Consider the following 15,261-nt stretch of genomic DNA (forward strand, 5'->3'; position numbering starts at 1 on the left):
GCCCCTCTCTTTTTTGGCCTCCCCCCCCCGCGCCTTCCCCGTGGCCGTTATAAACCCAACCCCACCCCCTGGGGGGGGCGCCCCCCCCCGCCCCCCGCCCCACTTGTTCGCGCCCCCGGGCGGGAGGCCGAGCCCGCGACTAGCGCGGGGCCTTCACCACCACGGTGCCGGCGAACTTGTCGTGAAGCCCCTGCTGGAGCGGCTTGTCGATGAGGATGAACAGGCCGGTCACGAAGGCGAAGATGGCCACGAGCGTCCCGATCAGGGGAATCCCGTAGAGCACCATGAGGCCCGGGTAGAGCGCCGAGCGCTTGAGCACGGCGGACGGATCGAGGGGTGCGCCCCCCAGCCCGGCCAGCCGGATCTTCATCACCTTCTTGCCGATCGTCTGGCCGTCCTTGCTGTGCAGCACGTAGTCGTAGGCCGCATATGCACCGAACGCGATCAGGGCGGCGAGGAACCCCGGCAAAAAGACGTTGCCGGTCGGGTTCTGCAGAAGATCAGCCAGGGAGGGCTTGAAGATCGAATAAAGGATGGAGGACAGAATCATGTACAGGACCCCGAAGATGAGGCCGTCGATGATTCGAGCGACCAAACGCTCCCACCATTCGGCCAGCGGGGCCGGCGCGCCGGGGGGAAGCGGCGCCCCCTGGGGGACCCCATAAGAGCCCGCCGGGCCGCCATAACCCCCCTGTGGGGAGCCATAAGCGCCGGGGGGCGGATATGCGCCGGGCGGGGGCGGCGGAGCCGAGCCATAAGGATTCTGGCCGGGGGGCGGTTCCGCGGTCATTGGTCACCTCTCGGGACTGCGTACGTTGATGCGTTGGTCAAGGATCGCACGGCGGGAGGCCCTCGTTACGGTTTTTCCTCCCGTCGCATCACAGACACGGCGTGTTGTAGCGAAGGCACAAAAAACGGAGCCGATGGTCCGTTCCATCGGCTCCGCTTTATGTCACTACTTGACCTTGACCACGATCGTCTTGGCCACCTTGTCGTGCAGCGCCTGCCGCAGCGGCTTGTCCCACAGCAGCCACAGCACGTTCAGCAGCGCGAAGAGGCCCACCAGCGCCCCCACGATGGGAATCCACCGCAGCAGCTGCGGGCCGTAGAGCACGCCGGCGCGCATGACCGCGGTCTGCGCAGGAAGGCCGGACGCGTCGAGGGCGCCGCCCACGGGGACGACCTTGATCCCCATGACCATCTTCCCGACCGTCTGTCCCCGCGCCTTCAGCATCAGGAACTCGTACGCGACCGCCACGACGCCGCTGACGATAGCGATCAGCAGGGTCGCCAGGAACAGACCGCCGCCTTGGGTGATGGTGCCGGTCTGCATGTCGAAGTTCGGCTGCGTCACGATGGCCGCGGTGATGACCAGCGAGATGACGAAGAACGGGATGCCCACGATCACGCCGTCGATGATCCTGGCCACCAGGCGCTGCCACCACTCGGCGAGCGGGGCGGGAGCCCCGGGCGGGATGGGGCCCTGAGCGCCGTACGGCTGGGCATACCCCGGCTGGCCGTACGACTGCTGGCCGTAGCCCGGCTGGCCGTACGCCTGCTGGCCCGGCTGGCCGTACGCCTGCTGACCGTATCCCTGCTGCTGCCCGTAGCCGGCCTGCTGGCCGTAACCCTGCTGGCCGTAGCCGGGCTGTCCGTAGTCCGGCTGCCCCTGCTGCCCGTATCCCTGCTGCTGGCCGTAGTCCGGCTGGCCTTGCTGAGCCTGCTGGCCGTACCCGGGCTGCTGGCCGTATCCCTGCTGCCCGTAGCCCTGCTGCGGAGGCTGCTGGCCGTATCCCTGCTGCTGCCCGTAGCCGGGCTGCTGGCCGTAGCCCTGCTGCCCGTACTCCGGCTGCGCCTGGCCGTAGCCCGGCTGCTGACCCTGCTGGCCGTACCCGGGCTGCTGGCCGTAGCCGGGCTGTCCGTACTCCTGCTGGCCGTACTCCGGCTGGCCTTGCTGAGCCTGCTGGCCGTACCCGGGCTGCTGGCCGTAGCCCTGCTGCGGAGGCTGCTGGCCGTAGCCCTGGGCCTGCTGGCCGTACTGCTGGTCCTGACCGTAGCCCTGGGCCTGCTGGCCGTACTGCTGCTCCTGGCCGTAGCCGCCGTAGGCGGGCTGCTGCCCGTACGGCGCCTGCTGGGGCCCGGTGTTCTGGGTGCCCGTGTTTTGGGTGGGAGTGCGGTAGCCGACCACCGTGACGTCGGGATCGTAGTTCTGGGGAGGCTGGTCGTGGTCGTATCCGCGTTCCGACGGCGGCGGTGACGCGCCGTCCGAATCATCCTGCGGGTACGGCGGCTGTCCGGTGCTCACCGTGTCACCTCGTTTCGAAGATGCACGCGCCGCATGGCGTGGCGCATGCCGATAATGGTAAAAGTAGCGACAAGGTGGATCGACAGTCACCTTTACGGCGCGTCGCCACCACGATCAAGATCGCTGGTCAAGGTGAAGGAGCATCCGTTCGTTGCCCAACGTGTTGGGCTTGACGTGCTCCAATTCAAGGAATTCGGCGACGCCCTCGTCGTAGGAGGCCAGTAGTTCGGCATACACCTCGGGAGCCACCGGCGTCCCCTGGATGGGCACGAAGCCGTGCCTGCCGAAGAACTCGACCTCGAAGGTCAGGCAGAACACCTTGGTCACGCCCAAGTCGCGGGCGGCGTCGATGAGCGCGGCGACGATCCGGTGCCCGATCCCCCTGCCGCGCGCGGACGGGTCGACGGCGACGGTGCGGATCTCGGCGAGGTCCTCCCACAGCACGTGGAGCGCACCGCAGCCGACCACCTGCTCGCCGAGCTGCGCGACCCAGAACTCCTGGACGTCCTCGTACAGCGTGACCGTGCTCTTCTCCAGCAGGCGGGGCCCGACACCCGAATAGGTGTCGACGAGGCGGCGGATCGCCCGGACGTCCGGCGTCCTCGCCCGGCGTACGACCACGGCCGGGGGGCCGGCGTCCGCGGGCGTGTGCTCGGCGACCTGCTCCATGGTCCGCCAGCCTAGCCGCGCCGCACGCCAGGACGTGCGGCGCCTGGGGTACGCCCCCGGAGCGGGGTTATCGGCCATGCCGAAACACCATCCCCAACGTCGTGGTGTAACCACCGGTAGCCGCGACGACACGGAGCGGCTCGGCCTGTACTACGAAGCGGGCAGGCGAGTTTTGCCCCGTCCTGGACCTGCGAAGACCCCCGTCGAAAAATCCCCAAAGGAGCTTAAACGCAGGTTAAAGGGGGTGTATCGCCTGAACCACCGTAACCGTGCCGTGATCACCCGGTTGTGGAACCTAGACGGAGTTGGGAGTTCTGGTTGAGCACGAACTCGAGGTGCACTAATGTCCAGCGACGATGCCGGTCATCGCGAGCGCTTCGCGCGGGCCGGATGCCGAGTCCCCGCCGCGCTCCGGCGCGTAGGGGAGCCGGGGACCCAGCGGTGGGATCAGAATTGTGATCACCAAGGGGTGAATCCGAAATGGTAGGGCTACTCCGGCCCGAACCCGTCAGCTAACCCGGTAGGCACCAGGAGTGCCGTACGGACGCCGAGTGGCCCGCGTCGCCACAGACGGCGGCCGGTGGTGTACGGCACGACGTTGGAGAGGAGCTTGGTTGCGCATGCGTGGAGGACGGTCCACGGGCAGGCACGCCCGGGACCGGCGGTCCGGAGCCCCCAGGTCCGGGTCCGGAACCATCCGCCGGCTGTTATTCGTCGGCGTCGCGCTCACCGCCATCAGCTTCGGCGCCCCCGTGGTCGCCGCGACCGCCGACCCCAAGCCGAGCCTCAAGCAGCTCGCGGCCGAGGTCGAGCGGCTGCACACCGAGATCGAGACCCTCAGCGAGCAGTACAACGGTGAGCGCGTCCGCCTCAGCGCGGCCGAGCGGTCGGCCGCGCTGGCCAAGAAGACTCTCGACAAGAGCGCGGCCGAGCTGGAGATCCGCCGCCAGCGGGCCAGCCTCCTCGCGCAGGACTCCTACATGACCGGTGGCCTGGGATCGGCCCTGGCGCTGGTCGGCACGACCGACCCCGAGCAGTACCTGGACCAGGCCTCGACGACGTACGCCCTGGAGATGCAGCAGGGACAGCAGCTCGCCGAGGTCTCCAAGGCCCGGGACGCCGCCGAGCGGGCCAAGGCGAGCGCGACCGCCCGCCAGGGTGAGGTCAAGAAGCTCCTCGCCAGCCTCAACGACCGCCGCGACAAGATCACCAAGCTGGTCAAGAAGGCCGAGAGCAATCTCTACAGCAAAGTCGCCGGCACCATCAGCGGCGGCAGCGCCACCCGGGTGTCGTTCCCGATCGTCGGGCAGGGCAAGGCCGCCGAGGCGGCGCGGTGGGCGCTCAGCCAGCAGATGAAGCCGTACGTGTGGGGCGCGGCCGGCCCCGGGTCGTTCGACTGCTCCGGCCTGGTGATGGCGGCCTACCAGCAGGTGGGGATCAGCCTCCCGCACTACACGGGCGACCAGTGGACCGCGGGGACGCACATCCCCCGCGACCAGCTCCGGCCGGGCGACCTGGTGTTCTTCTACTCCAACCTGCACCACGTGGGCATCTACATCGGCGGCGGCTACATGGTCCACGCGCCGCAGACCGGGGACGTCGTCCGCGTCGCGAAGATCGGCAACCGGCCCTTCGCGGGAGGCGTGCGGATCGCCGACTGAGCCCGCCGCGCGGCATGCTCCGCCGGCCCAGACGAACCGGGCCGGCCTGGCTCAACCGACACAGATGAACCGGCCCGGCACAGGTGTGCCGGGCCGGCCTGGCTGAGCCGGGCCCGGCCTAGATGAGCCGGCGGCGAGCCGCCCACGCGACGGCCTCGATGGCGGTCTCCACGCCGATCCGGTCGCAGATGCCGCGCAGCCGCCGCCGCACGGTGCGCCCGCTCACGTCGAGGCTGCGGCCCACGCGGTCGGCGGTCACGCCCTTGGCGAGCTCGGCGAGGAGCAACAGGTCCTCGTCGGTGAGACAGGCGCGGTCAAGGTCCGAGGCGAGATCCTCACCTCGGGCCGCGACCTCGGAAACACCCATCGTCTGCCCTCCCCCATGACGATGATTGGTCGGCCCACCCTGCCAGGACGGTAAACGCCGGTTGTGAAGGTCGTCAAGGTAGGGAGATCCCCACCACGCCTCCGTCCCTCAGCTCCCGGCGCGGTCGTAGGCCTCCCGGGCCGCCTCGACGGCCTCCATGTGAACCTCCGCCCAGGTCTTGATCGCCCTCATGAGAGGCATGAGATCCTCACCCAGCGGGGTGAGCCGGTAGTCGACCCGGACCGGCACGGAAGGGGTCACCGCGCGGGCGACGAGACCGTCGCGCTCCATGGCCCGCAGCGTCTGGGTGAGCATCTTCTGGCTCACGCCCGCCACGATCCTGGCCAGCTCGCTGTAGCGGCGGGGGCCGTCGGCGAGGGCGGAGAGCACCAGGCTCACCCACTTGTCGCTCAGCGTGTCGAGCAGCTTTCGCGAGGGGCAGGCCGCGATGTACGCGTTGTATGCCAGGCGAGCCTCCTCACGCCGCTGCGCCGCCGTACGGGTCGTCATGCTTTCCCTCGCCTTCGTTACGCACTCCCAGGTGCCTTCTTCCTGGTGGAGAGTAACTCTCCATAAGCTCCTGCCGTCAACGATCGGATGAGGGCTTGCGGAGGAGACATGCGCGCGCTCGTGGGACGTTCCGGCACGGTGGAGCTCGTCGAGACGCCCGATCCCGAGCCGGGGCCGGGCCAGGTGCGGATCAAGGTGCTGGCGGCCGCCGTCCAGCCGATCGACCTGTTCACGGCGTCCGGCGGCCTGCCCGGCTACGGTCTTGTCCAGCCCATGGAGTCGTACGGGCTCGGCTGGGACGTCGCGGGCGTCGTCGACCGGGTGGGCCCCGCGCCGGCGGCGCCGGATTCCGGAGACCGCGTGGCGGCGCCTGGCCTCGGGGACGCTGTGATCGGCCTGTCCGACCGGTTGCCGCAGCCGGTGAAGGCGCAGGCGGACTACGTGGTCCTCGACGCGACCGCCGTCGCGCCGGCGCCTGCGGGGGTGCCGGCGGTGCGGGCCGCGACGCTGCCGCTCAACACGCTGACGGCGATCCAGGCGCTTGACCTGGCCGGGCTGCGCGAGGGCGAGAGCCTGCTGGTGACGGGCGCCGCGGGGGCGCTCGGCGGCTACCTGGTGGAGATCGCCGCGGCCCGGGGCATCCGGGTCGCGGCTCTCGCGGGACGGGAGGACGAGGCCCTGGTGCGCGGCTTCGGCGCGGAGTGGTTCATCCCCCGGGGCACGGATCTGAGCACCGCCGTGCGAGCGGCCGTCCCCGGCGGCGTGGACGGCGTGGTCGACGCGGCGCTCGTCGGGCTGCCCGCGCTGGACGCCGTACGCGGGGGTGGCTCGTTCGTCGCGGTCGGCGCCGGGCAGGCCCCGCTCCCGCTGCGCGGCGTCCGCGTCTCCACGGTCTTCATCAGGGCCGACGGCGCGCAGCTCGCGGCCGTGTCCGGGCTCGCCGAGTCGGGCCGTCTCACGATGCGGGTCGCGGACGTCTACAAGCTGGACGAGGCGGCCGAGGCATACGCGCGGATGGGCCGTGGCGGCCTGCGCGGCCGTCTGGTGCTCGTGCCCTGAGACCGTCCGTACGGCTCCGGCCCAGCGAGTGCCGTAGGCGGGTCACCCGGTGGGCCGCACCAGCGGGAACAGGATGGTCTCCCGGATGCTCCTGCCGGTGAAGGCCATGATCATGCGGTCGACGCCGATCCCGACGCCGCCGGTGGGGGGCATGGCGTACTCCAGGGCCTGCAGGAAGTCCTCGTCGAGCCGCATGGCCTCCGGGTCGCCGCCGGCGGCCAGGAGCGACTGCTCGGTGAGGCGGCGGCGCTGCTCGACGGGATCGACCAGCTCGGAGTAGGCCGTGCCGAGCTCGGTGCCGAAGCCGATGAGGTCCCACTTCTCGGTGAGCAGCGGGTTGTCCCTGTGCTGCCGGGTGAGGGGCGAGGTCTCCAGCGGGTAGTCCATGACGAACGTCGGCTGCACGAGCGTGCGCTCGACCAGCTCCTCGAACATCTCCTGGACGAGCTTGCCCTGGCCCCACGCGGGCTCCCAGCGCACCCCCGCCTTGTCCGCATATTTCCTGACCTGGTGGAGCGGGGTCTCGGGGATGATCTCCTCCCCCACGGCCCGGGAGACCGCGCCGTACAACGTGATCCTCGGCCACTCGGGCAGGCCAAGGTCGACCTCCCCGCCGTCGTGGACGACCACCGTCGTGCCGAGCGCGGCCACCACGGCCTGCTGGTACATGCGCTGCGTGAGGACGGCCATGTCGTTGTAGTCGAGATAGGTGCCGTACGCCTCGAGCATGGTGAACTCGGGATTGTGGGTGGCGTCCGCGCCCTCGTTGCGGAAGTTGCGGTTGATCTCGAAGACCTTCTCGATGCCCCCGACGACGAGCCGCTTGAGGTACAGCTCGATGGCGATGCGGAGGTAGAGCTCCATGTCGTAGGCGTTGATGTGGGTCCTGAACGGCCGGGCCGCCGCGCCGCCGTGGACGGGCTGGAGCATCGGCGTCTCGACCTCCAGGTAGCCCTCGGCGTGCCAGAAGTCGCGGACGGCCCGCACGGTGGCGCTGCGCAGGCGGGCCATCTTCCTGGCCTCGTCGTTGACGATCAGGTCGACGTAGCGCAGCCGTACGCGCGCCTCCGGGTCGGTGAGCCCGGCGTGCTTGTCGGGCAGCGGCCGCAGGCACTTGGAGGTGATCCGCCACCGCTCGGCCATGACCGACAGCTCTCCGCGGCGGGAGGTGACGACCTCGCCCTCGATCCCGACGTGGTCGCCGAGGTCGACGTCGCGCTTCCACGCCGCCAGCGACTCCTCGCCCAGCCGGTCGAGCGACAGCATGATCTGGACGTCGCCCGAGCCGTCCCGGATCCTCGCGAAGCACAGCTTGCCGCCGACGCGGGAGAGCATGACCCGGCCGGCCACCCCGACGCGGTCGCCCGTCGAGGTGTCCGGCTCCAGATCCCGGTAGGCGTCCCGCAGCTCGGCGGCGGTAGCCGTACGCGGGAACGTCACCGGGTAGGGGTCGACGCCCTCCGCGCGCAGCCGGTCCAGCTTCTCCCGCCGCACCCGCATCTGCTCAGGAAGCTCGCTCACACTCACACAGCGTAGGGCCCGTCACCCGCCGAGCAGCGTACGCACTCGATCACGGCCGACGGCGAGCAGCAGCGTGGGCAGCCGCGGCCCGGTCTCACGGCCGACCAGCAGCCGGTAGAGAAGGACGAAGAACGCCCGCTGGGCGGCCTTCAGCTCGGGCGTCGCCGCCTTGGCCGCCATGTCGAGCCCGGCCTGGACCTTCGGCACGCCGTACAGGAGCGTGGTCAGGCCGTCCAGCGACCAGTGCTCGTCGAGCCCGGCGGACAGCAGCCGCAGCGACTCCCGCTCGGTGTCGCCGAGGCCGCCGAGCAGCTCGGCGTCCGGCTCCTCGCGGACCTGGGTGCGCTCCTCGGCGGGGACGTAGGTGGTCACCCAGTGCTGGGCCCGGTCGAGCCGGGGCCGCAGCTCGCCGAGGTCGGCGATCTCGTGGTCGAACTCGCGCAGGATCCGCAGCGTCTGCTCCTCGTGCCCGGTGGTGATGTCCACCACCGAGGCGAGGGTCCGGTACGGCAGCCGCCTGGGCGTCTCCGGCAGGGTCGCCGACGCGGTGGTCGTCGCCCTCCGGTGGGCCGCCTGGTCGGCCGGGAGGGCGGAGCCGTCCGCGATCTTCCTGGACAGCGTGTCCCACTCGTCGTACATGCGCTGGATCTCCTGGTCGAAGGAGACCTTGAACGACTGGTTGGGCCGCCGCCGCGCGTACAGCCAGCGCAGCAGCGCGGGCTCCATGATCGAAAGAGCGTCCGCCGGGGTCGGCACGCCGCCCTTGGAGCTGCTCATCTTGGCCATGCCGCTGATGCCGACGAACGCGTACATCGGCCCGATCGGCTGGGCGCCGCCGAAGACGTCCCTGACGATCTGGCCGCCGACGACGAAGGACGACCCGGGCGAGCTGTGGTCGACTCCGGAGGGCTCGAACACCACGCCCTCGAAGGCCCAGCGCATCGGCCAGTCGACCTTCCACACCAGCTTGCCCCGGGTGTGCTCGGACAGGAGCACCGTCTCGGCGTGGCCGCACGCGCAGGTGTAGGCCAGGGCGGTCGTCACGTCGTCGTACGACGTCACCGTGGTCACGTCGCGGTCGCAGGCCGAACAGTAGGGCTTGTAGGGGTAGTAGCCCCCGGCGCCGGAGCCGTCGTCCTCGCCCGCCGCCCCGGAGCCTTCGAGCGCGGCGGCCTCCTCGGCGTCCACGACCTTGGCCTTGGCCTTGGTCCGGTACTGGTCGAGGATCGCGTCGATCGTCTTCCGCTCGCGCATGGCGAGCAGCACCTGGTCGCGGTACGTCCCCGAGGTGTACATCTCGGTCTGGCCGATCCCCCGGAACTCGACGCCCAGCTCGGCGAGGGCGGCGACCATCGGCGCCTTGAAGTGCTCGGCCCAGTTCGGGTACGCGCTGCCGGGCGGGGCGGGGACCGAGGTCAGCGGCTTGCCGATGTGCTCGGCCCACGACGGGTCGATCCCCGCGGGGACCTTGCGGAACCGGTCGAAGTCGTCCCAGGAGAGGATGTGCACGCAATCGTGGCCGCGCCGCCTGATCTCGTCCGCGACAAGGTGCGGGGTCATGACCTCCCGGAGGTTGCCGAGGTGGATCGGGCCCGAGGGGCTCAGGCCGGACGCGCACACGATGGGTTTGCCCGGCGCCCGCCGTTCGGCCTCAGCGATGACCTCATCGGCGAAACGCGCCACCCAGTCGGCGTCCATATACGGCAGTCCTCTCTGAACGGGATCCTGTCTTCTATGGTCCCGTACTCGGAAGAGTGCTTCAGGCCGTGTTGCGGGTGTAGACGAGCCGCAGCCCGATCAGCGTGAGCCACGGCTCGTGGACGTCGATGGTGCGCGCCTCGCTGACCACCAGCGGCGCGCCCGGCCCGGTCGCCACCACGGTGACGTCGTCGGGGTCGGCGGCCAGCTCGGCCGTCATCCGGTCGACGATGCCGTCGACCAGGCCGGCGAAGCCGTAGATGATGCCGGACTGCAGCGCCTCCACGGTGTTCTTGGCGATCACCGACCGGGGGCGGATCAGCTCGACCTTGTGCAGCTGCGCCCCGGCGTTGGCCAGGGCGTCGACCGAGATCTCCAGCCCGGGGGCGGTCACCGCGCCCACGTACTCCCCGCGCGCCGACACCGCGTCGAACGAGGTCGCCGTGCCGAAGTCCACGATCACGCACGGCCCGCCGTACAAGGTGGCGGCGGCGAGGGCGTTGACGATGCGGTCGCTGCCGACCTCCTTGGGATTGTCCATCCGGACCGGCACGCCGGTGCGCACGCCCGGCTCGACCACCACGGCGGTGACGTCTCCGTAGTAGCGCCGGGACATCTCCCGCATCTCGTTGAGCACCGAGGGGACCGTGGAGCAGATGGCGATGCCGCTGATGTCGGCGTCCTTGAGGATCGGCGACTGCCCGAGCAGCCCTTGGAGCACGACCGCGATCTCGTCCGCGGTGCGCCGGGAGTCGGTGGCGATCCGCCAGTGCTCGATGACCTCTTCGCCTTCGAACAGGCCAAGCACCGTGTGGGTGTTGCTGACGTCGATGGCGAGCAGCATCCCCCGATTATGCACCACGAAGATCTAGAGCTATGTCGAGCGCCGCGACCGAGTGCGTCAGTGCGCCCACCGCCAGATAGTCGACACCGGTCTCCGCCACCGCACGCGCCGTCTCCAAGGTGAGCCCGCCGCTGGACTCCAGCCGGGCCCGGCCCGCGACCAGCCGTACGGCCTCGGCGAGCTGTTCCACGGTGAAGTTGTCGAGCAGGATCTCCTCCGCCCCCTCGGCGAGCACCGGCTCGATCTGGTCGATGCGGTCCACCTCGACCTCGATGGGCAGCCCGGGAAAGGCGTCCCGTACGGCACGGAACGCCTCGGCGACGCCTCCGGCGGCGACGACGTGGTTGTCCTTGATCAGCGCGGCGTCGTGGAGCCCCATCCGGTGGTTGACCCCGCCGCCCATGCGGACCGCGTACTTCTCCAGGGCGCGCAGGCCGGGGAGCGTCTTGCGGGTGTCGCGGACCCGCGCCCCCGTGCCCTCGACGGCGTCCGCCCACCGGCGGGCGGCGGTGGCCACGCCGGACAGGTGGGTGAGGAAGTTGAGGGCCGTCCGCTCCAGCGTGAGCAGGTCGCGGGTGGAGCCCCGGACCGTCATCAGGACGTCGCCGGGGCGTACGCGGTCGCCGTCCCCGGCGTGCCTGTCGATCGCGATCTCCTGACCGGCCTGGCGGAAGACGGCCTCCGCGACCGGCAGACCGGCGACCACACCCTCCGCGCGGGCGACCACGTCGGCCACGGCCACCTGGCCCGCGGGAATCGTCGCCGCCGAGGTCACGTCCAGGCCCCCGGCGAGGTCCTCGTCGAGGGTGGTGCGCACCAGCCGCAGGAGGTCCGCAGGGTCGAGGCCGAGCCCCGCGAGCTCCTCGGCCAGCGGCGCCGGCAGTTCTCCGATCTTCTCGTCCGTCTCCGCGGCGGACGAAAGGGGCAGAGGGGCCGTGCCGGACGGCGCGGCGGCCGTCTCGGGGGTGGCGTCCCCTTGAGCCTCGTGGGCCTCGTGCCGCATGACCAGTCCTTCCGCGCTGAGAGCGATGTCGATGTGCAGCCGCCAATGGTCGTCGTCGCGCTCGGGGTGGTCCTCACGCCAGTGGGAGCCGCGGGTCTCCTCACGCTCGGCCGCCGCCGCGACCAGGGCCGACGCCACGGTCAGCAGGTTGGTGGCCTCCCAGGACTCGGTGCACGGCTCGACCGTGACCGGCGTCCACCGGGCGGCCGACAGAGCCCGGGCGACCTCGGCCAGGCTGAGGTCGCTGCGCAGCACCCCGGCGCCCCGGCTCATGTGGGTCTGGAGGCGGGAGCGGGTGCGGGGGTCCACCAGCCCGGCGGCGCGGTCGCCGCGCTCCACCGGCTCGCCGGGAGTCAGATCCCGGCCCGCAAGGTCGGACGCGATGCGCTCGCCGAAGACGAGTCCTTCGAGCAGCGAGTTGGACGCCAGCCGGTTGGCGCCGTGCACGCCGGTGCAGGCGACCTCTCCGCAGGCGTACAGGCCGGGCACGTTGGTCCGGCCGTACAGGTCGGTGCGGACGCCGCCGCTCGCGTGGTGGGCGGCGGGCGCGACGGGGATCGGCTCGGTGACGGGGTCGATGCCGTGCTCACGGCAGACGGAGAAGATGGTCGGGAACCTCGCACGCCACCTGTCCTCGCCGAAGTGCCGGGCATCCAGGAAGACATGGTCCGTCCCGGTCTCCTGCATCTTCCGCATGATCGCCTTGGCGACCACGTCGCGCGGCGCGAGGTCGGCCAGCTCGTGCACGCCGCGCATGAAACGGTCGCCCGCCGCGTCCACGAGCACCGCCCCCTCGCCCCGTACGGCCTCGGAGACGAGGGGCTGCTGGCCGGTCGAGCCCTCGCCCAGCCACAGGACGGTCGGGTGGAACTGGACGAACTCGATGTCCCTGACCACGGCGCCGGCCCTGAGCGCCAGGGCGACGCCGTCTCCGGTGGAGACGACCGGGTTGGTGGTCGCGGCGTAGACATGGCCCATGCCGCCGCTGGCGAGGACCACGGCTCCCGCGTGGACGGCGCCCACGCCGTCCCGCGCGCCTTCGCCCATCACGTGCAGCGTGACCCCGCAGGCGTGGCCTCCGGCGTCGAGCAGCAGGTCGAGGACGAGGGCGTGCTCGATGACCTCGATGCGCGGCTCGGCCAGCACCGCCTCGACGAGCGCGCGCTGGACCTCGGCGCCGGTGGCGTCGCCGCCCGCGTGGACGATGCGGTTGCGCCGGTGACCGCCCTCACGGGTGAGCTGCAGCTCCCCGTCGGTGCCGCGGTCGAACTCCGCGCCGTGGCCGATGAGCCGCTTCAGCGCGTCCGGGCCCTCGGTCACCAGGATGCGAACGGCTTCGGCGTCGCAGAGGCCGACTCCCGCGAGCAGCGTGTCCCTCAGGTGCTCGTCCGGGGTGTCCTCGGGGTCGAGGACGGCGGCGATCCCGCCCTGGGCCCAGCGGGTGGACCCGGCGGACAGCACGTCCTTGGTGACGACCAGCACCCGCGCCTCTGGCACGAGCTCGACATGGCGCAGGGCCACGGTCAGGCCGGCGATGCCGGAGCCGACCACCACCGCGTCCGCGCGCACGCTCCACCCCGGAGGGGGGGCGGTGAGTCTCATCGGAATCGCCACCATGAGGGAACCCCTTTCGTCAATATGACGATAACGCCCCCATGGGCATGCGTAATCCCCACCCCCGCCTTTACCTCCAGGAGGGGCGGGAGTGGCGTCGGTCGTACAGGGTCAGGGCAGGGCAGGGCAGGGCGCGCGGATGAAGCGTGGATCAGGACAGGCGCAGGACGGCGTTGTCGATCAGGCGGGTGGATCCCACCCGGGCGGCGACCGCCAGGACGGCCTCCCCGCTGTGGTCCTCCGCGACCGGGGCGAACGTCGCCGGGTCGGCGAGGACGACGTAGTCCAGCAGCAGCGGCGGGTCCAGCCGCGCCGCCTCGTCCAGCACGGCTCGCGCCGCCGCGAGGATCTCCCCCGGCGTCTCCCGCGCCGCCCCCGCGCGCAGGGCCCGGGACAGGGCGAGCGCGGTGGCGCGGTCCGCGGCGGACAGGTAGCGGTTGCGGCTCGACAGGGCCAGCCCGTCGGGCTCCCGGAACGTGGGCGCGGCCACGATCGAGACCGGCACGTTCAGGTCGGCGGCCATCCGCCGGATCAGGGCGAGCTGCTGGGCGTCCTTCTGCCCGAAGATCGCGACGTCGGGCCGGACCAGGTTGAGCAGCTTGAGCACCACGGTCAGCACCCCGTCGAAGTGACCGGGCCTGAAGGCCCCCTCGACGACCGTGCCCATACCCCCCGCGGAGATCGACACCTGGCGGTCCGGCGGGTACATGTCCTCGGCGGAAGGCGCGAAGACGATCTCGACGCCCTCCTCCGCGCACGCTTCCAGGTCGGCGTCGAAGGTGCGGGGGTAGCGCGAGAAGTCCTCGGCGGGGCCGAACTGCAGCGGGTTGACAAAGACGCTGACCACCACGTGGTCGGCGTGCTCGCGGGCGAGCCGGATCAGCGACCTGTGGCCCTCGTGGAGCGCCCCCATCGTGGGGACGAGCGCGATGCTCCCCCCGCCGAGGGACTCCCGCGCCTTGGCGAGCTCCGCGCGGTCCCCGGCGACGATCACGTCCATATGTTGCCTCCCAGCGCGTCCAGGAGGCGCTCGGCGGCCTCGGGCTTGAGCAGCCCGGCCGCCAGCGCCCGGTCCGCGGTGAGCCTAGCGAGGGCGACGTAGGCGTCGGCCGCCTCGGGGGCGGCGAGGATGAGCGCGTCGACGTGCTTGCGCACCGTTCCCGCGTCGCCGCGTACGACGGGGCCGGTCAGCCCGGCGATGCCCAGCCGCAGGACGTTGTCGAGCGCGGCCCCGAGCAGCGGGCCGAGCATCCTGCCCGGATGCTCGACGCCGATCTTGGCCAGCAGCTCCTGCGACTCGGCGATGAGCGTCACCATGTGGTTGGCGGCCCCCGCGATCGCGGCGTGGTAGAGCGCGCGGTCGTGGTCGGCGATCCACACGGGCTCCCCGCCCATCTCGATCACGAGGGCCTCCGCCACCGGGCGGAGCAGCAGGGGGGCGGTCACGCCGAAGGAGCATCCGGTGAGCTTGGTCAGGTCGTCGTCCCTGCCCGTGAACGTCATCACGGGATGGAGCGCGAGCGGGATCGCGCCCGCCTCGGCCGCGGGATCCAGCACGGCCAGGCCGTACGCGCCGCTCGCGTGGACGAGCAGCTTGCCCCGCAGGTCGGCGCCGGTGGCGGCGAGACCGGCCACCAGGCCGGGCAGCACGTCGTCCGGCACGGTGAGCAGCACGAGCTGGGACCGCCGGATCACGTCCTCGGGCCGGCTCTGCTCGACGCCGAGGCGCTCGGCGGCACGCCGCCTGGACGCGTCGGAAACGCCGCTGGCGGCCACCACCCGGTGGCCGGCCAGCATGAGCGCCGCGCCCAGCACGGAACCGACACGTCCCGCTCCGAGCACTCCCACGGCGAGCCGCGCCGGGCGGTCACTTGTCTCCATGACGCCTCCCCTCGGCCCAGAGTAGCGGCGGCGCGATCGCCTGCCCGGCCTCGGCCCGACGGTCGAATTTTGTCCCGTTTCTTGTTGGCTTATGTTGTGCAAACAGTACGAAAGTGACTACTTTTCGTC

At 71.3% G+C, this 15,261-nt stretch carries 13 protein-coding genes and 1 riboswitch; of the genes, 2 read left to right on the forward strand and 11 right to left on the reverse strand.

The window, feature by feature from the left end:
* Positions 1-139: 139 nt before the first annotated feature.
* From AB0B72_RS32705 to AB0B72_RS32715, 3 genes are all read right to left on the reverse strand, one after another.
* Complete coding sequence (locus AB0B72_RS32705) at positions 140-790, reverse strand: RDD family protein (RefSeq protein ID WP_367743171.1); 651 nt, start codon at positions 788-790, stop codon at positions 140-142.
* 165 nt (positions 791-955) lie between these two features.
* Positions 956-2,305, reverse strand: a complete 1,350-nt coding sequence (locus AB0B72_RS32710; RefSeq protein ID WP_367743172.1) for an RDD family protein — start codon at positions 2,303-2,305, stop codon at positions 956-958.
* Positions 2,306-2,419: 114 nt separating this feature from the next.
* A complete protein-coding gene (locus tag AB0B72_RS32715) occupies positions 2,420-2,974 on the reverse strand; it encodes an amino-acid N-acetyltransferase (RefSeq protein WP_367743263.1) in 555 nt (184 codons plus the stop codon).
* A gap of 381 nt (positions 2,975-3,355) precedes the next feature.
* Positions 3,356-3,515: riboswitch (cyclic di-AMP (ydaO/yuaA leader) on the forward strand.
* A 79-nt stretch (positions 3,516-3,594) separates the two neighbouring features.
* Between AB0B72_RS32715 and AB0B72_RS32720 the strand changes: the two genes are divergently transcribed.
* Positions 3,595-4,635, forward strand: a complete 1,041-nt coding sequence (locus AB0B72_RS32720) for an NlpC/P60 family protein (protein WP_367743173.1) — start codon at positions 3,595-3,597, stop codon at positions 4,633-4,635.
* Between the two features lie 118 nt (positions 4,636-4,753).
* Here AB0B72_RS32720 and AB0B72_RS32725 read toward each other — a convergent pair whose 3' ends face one another.
* Together AB0B72_RS32725 and AB0B72_RS32730 are read right to left on the reverse strand one after the other, a co-directional pair.
* Complete coding sequence (locus AB0B72_RS32725) at positions 4,754-5,002, reverse strand: LuxR C-terminal-related transcriptional regulator (protein WP_367743174.1); 249 nt, start codon at positions 5,000-5,002, stop codon at positions 4,754-4,756.
* Positions 5,003-5,110: 108 nt separating this feature from the next.
* Positions 5,111-5,512 carry a winged helix-turn-helix transcriptional regulator gene (locus AB0B72_RS32730; RefSeq protein WP_367743175.1) on the reverse strand — a complete coding sequence of 134 codons (402 nt, stop codon included), beginning with the start codon at positions 5,510-5,512 and terminating at the stop codon, positions 5,111-5,113.
* 108 nt (positions 5,513-5,620) lie between these two features.
* Here AB0B72_RS32730 and AB0B72_RS32735 point away from each other — a divergent pair, with 108 nt between their 5' ends.
* Positions 5,621-6,571, forward strand: a complete 951-nt coding sequence (locus AB0B72_RS32735) for an NADP-dependent oxidoreductase (RefSeq protein ID WP_367743176.1) — start codon at positions 5,621-5,623, stop codon at positions 6,569-6,571.
* Between the two features lie 42 nt (positions 6,572-6,613).
* Here AB0B72_RS32735 and lysX read toward each other — a convergent pair whose 3' ends face one another.
* The 6 genes from lysX to AB0B72_RS32765 all read right to left on the reverse strand — a co-directional run bounded on the left by lysX (position 6,614) and on the right by AB0B72_RS32765 (position 15,132).
* The gene (gene lysX / locus AB0B72_RS32740; protein ID WP_367743177.1) at positions 6,614-8,092 is read right to left on the reverse strand and encodes a bifunctional lysylphosphatidylglycerol synthetase/lysine--tRNA ligase LysX; all 1,479 of its coding nucleotides are present in this window, start codon (positions 8,090-8,092) and stop codon (positions 6,614-6,616) included.
* Between the two features lie 21 nt (positions 8,093-8,113).
* Positions 8,114-9,790 carry a lysine--tRNA ligase gene (gene lysS, locus AB0B72_RS32745; RefSeq protein ID WP_367743178.1) on the reverse strand — a complete coding sequence of 559 codons (1,677 nt, stop codon included), beginning with the start codon at positions 9,788-9,790 and terminating at the stop codon, positions 8,114-8,116.
* Between the two features lie 61 nt (positions 9,791-9,851).
* Complete coding sequence (locus AB0B72_RS32750; RefSeq protein WP_367743180.1) at positions 9,852-10,634, reverse strand: type III pantothenate kinase; 783 nt, start codon at positions 10,632-10,634, stop codon at positions 9,852-9,854.
* Positions 10,635-10,641: 7 nt separating this feature from the next.
* On the reverse strand, positions 10,642-13,239 hold the full coding sequence (locus AB0B72_RS32755; protein WP_367743181.1) for an L-aspartate oxidase: 2,598 nt from the start codon (positions 13,237-13,239) through the stop codon (positions 10,642-10,644).
* Between the two features lie 163 nt (positions 13,240-13,402).
* Positions 13,403-14,251: a pantoate--beta-alanine ligase gene (gene panC, locus AB0B72_RS32760; RefSeq protein WP_367743182.1), complete on the reverse strand. Its 849-nt coding sequence runs from the start codon at positions 14,249-14,251 to the stop codon at positions 13,403-13,405.
* Positions 14,242-15,132: a Rossmann-like and DUF2520 domain-containing protein gene (locus tag AB0B72_RS32765; RefSeq protein ID WP_367743183.1), complete on the reverse strand. Its 891-nt coding sequence runs from the start codon at positions 15,130-15,132 to the stop codon at positions 14,242-14,244. Before AB0B72_RS32765 ends, panC begins: the two co-directional genes overlap by 10 nt.
* Positions 15,133-15,261 lie beyond the last annotated feature (129 nt).

The sequence above is a fragment of the Microbispora sp. NPDC049125 genome, from assembly GCF_040802045.1.
Taxonomy (GTDB): Bacteria; Actinomycetota; Actinomycetes; order Streptosporangiales; family Streptosporangiaceae; genus Microbispora.

Coding starts and splice junctions, on each gene's coding strand:
- AB0B72_RS32755 (WP_367743181.1), bottom strand. CDS start 13,239: ATGAGACTCACCGCCCCCCCTCCGGGGTGGAGCGTGCGCGCGGACGCG.
- AB0B72_RS32750 (WP_367743180.1), bottom strand. CDS start 10,634: ATGCTGCTCGCCATCGACGTCAGCAACACCCACACGGTGCTTGGCCTG.
- AB0B72_RS32735 (WP_367743176.1), top strand. CDS start 5,621: ATGCGCGCGCTCGTGGGACGTTCCGGCACGGTGGAGCTCGTCGAGACG.
- AB0B72_RS32705 (WP_367743171.1), bottom strand. CDS start 790: ATGACCGCGGAACCGCCCCCCGGCCAGAATCCTTATGGCTCGGCTCCG.
- AB0B72_RS32715 (WP_367743263.1), bottom strand. CDS start 2,974: ATGGAGCAGGTCGCCGAGCACACGCCCGCGGACGCCGGCCCCCCGGCC.
- AB0B72_RS32720 (WP_367743173.1), top strand. CDS start 3,595: ATGCGTGGAGGACGGTCCACGGGCAGGCACGCCCGGGACCGGCGGTCC.
- panC (WP_367743182.1), bottom strand. CDS start 14,251: ATGGACGTGATCGTCGCCGGGGACCGCGCGGAGCTCGCCAAGGCGCGG.
- AB0B72_RS32765 (WP_367743183.1), bottom strand. CDS start 15,132: ATGGAGACAAGTGACCGCCCGGCGCGGCTCGCCGTGGGAGTGCTCGGA.
- AB0B72_RS32725 (WP_367743174.1), bottom strand. CDS start 5,002: ATGGGTGTTTCCGAGGTCGCGGCCCGAGGTGAGGATCTCGCCTCGGAC.
- lysS (WP_367743178.1), bottom strand. CDS start 9,790: ATGGACGCCGACTGGGTGGCGCGTTTCGCCGATGAGGTCATCGCTGAG.
- AB0B72_RS32730 (WP_367743175.1), bottom strand. CDS start 5,512: ATGACGACCCGTACGGCGGCGCAGCGGCGTGAGGAGGCTCGCCTGGCA.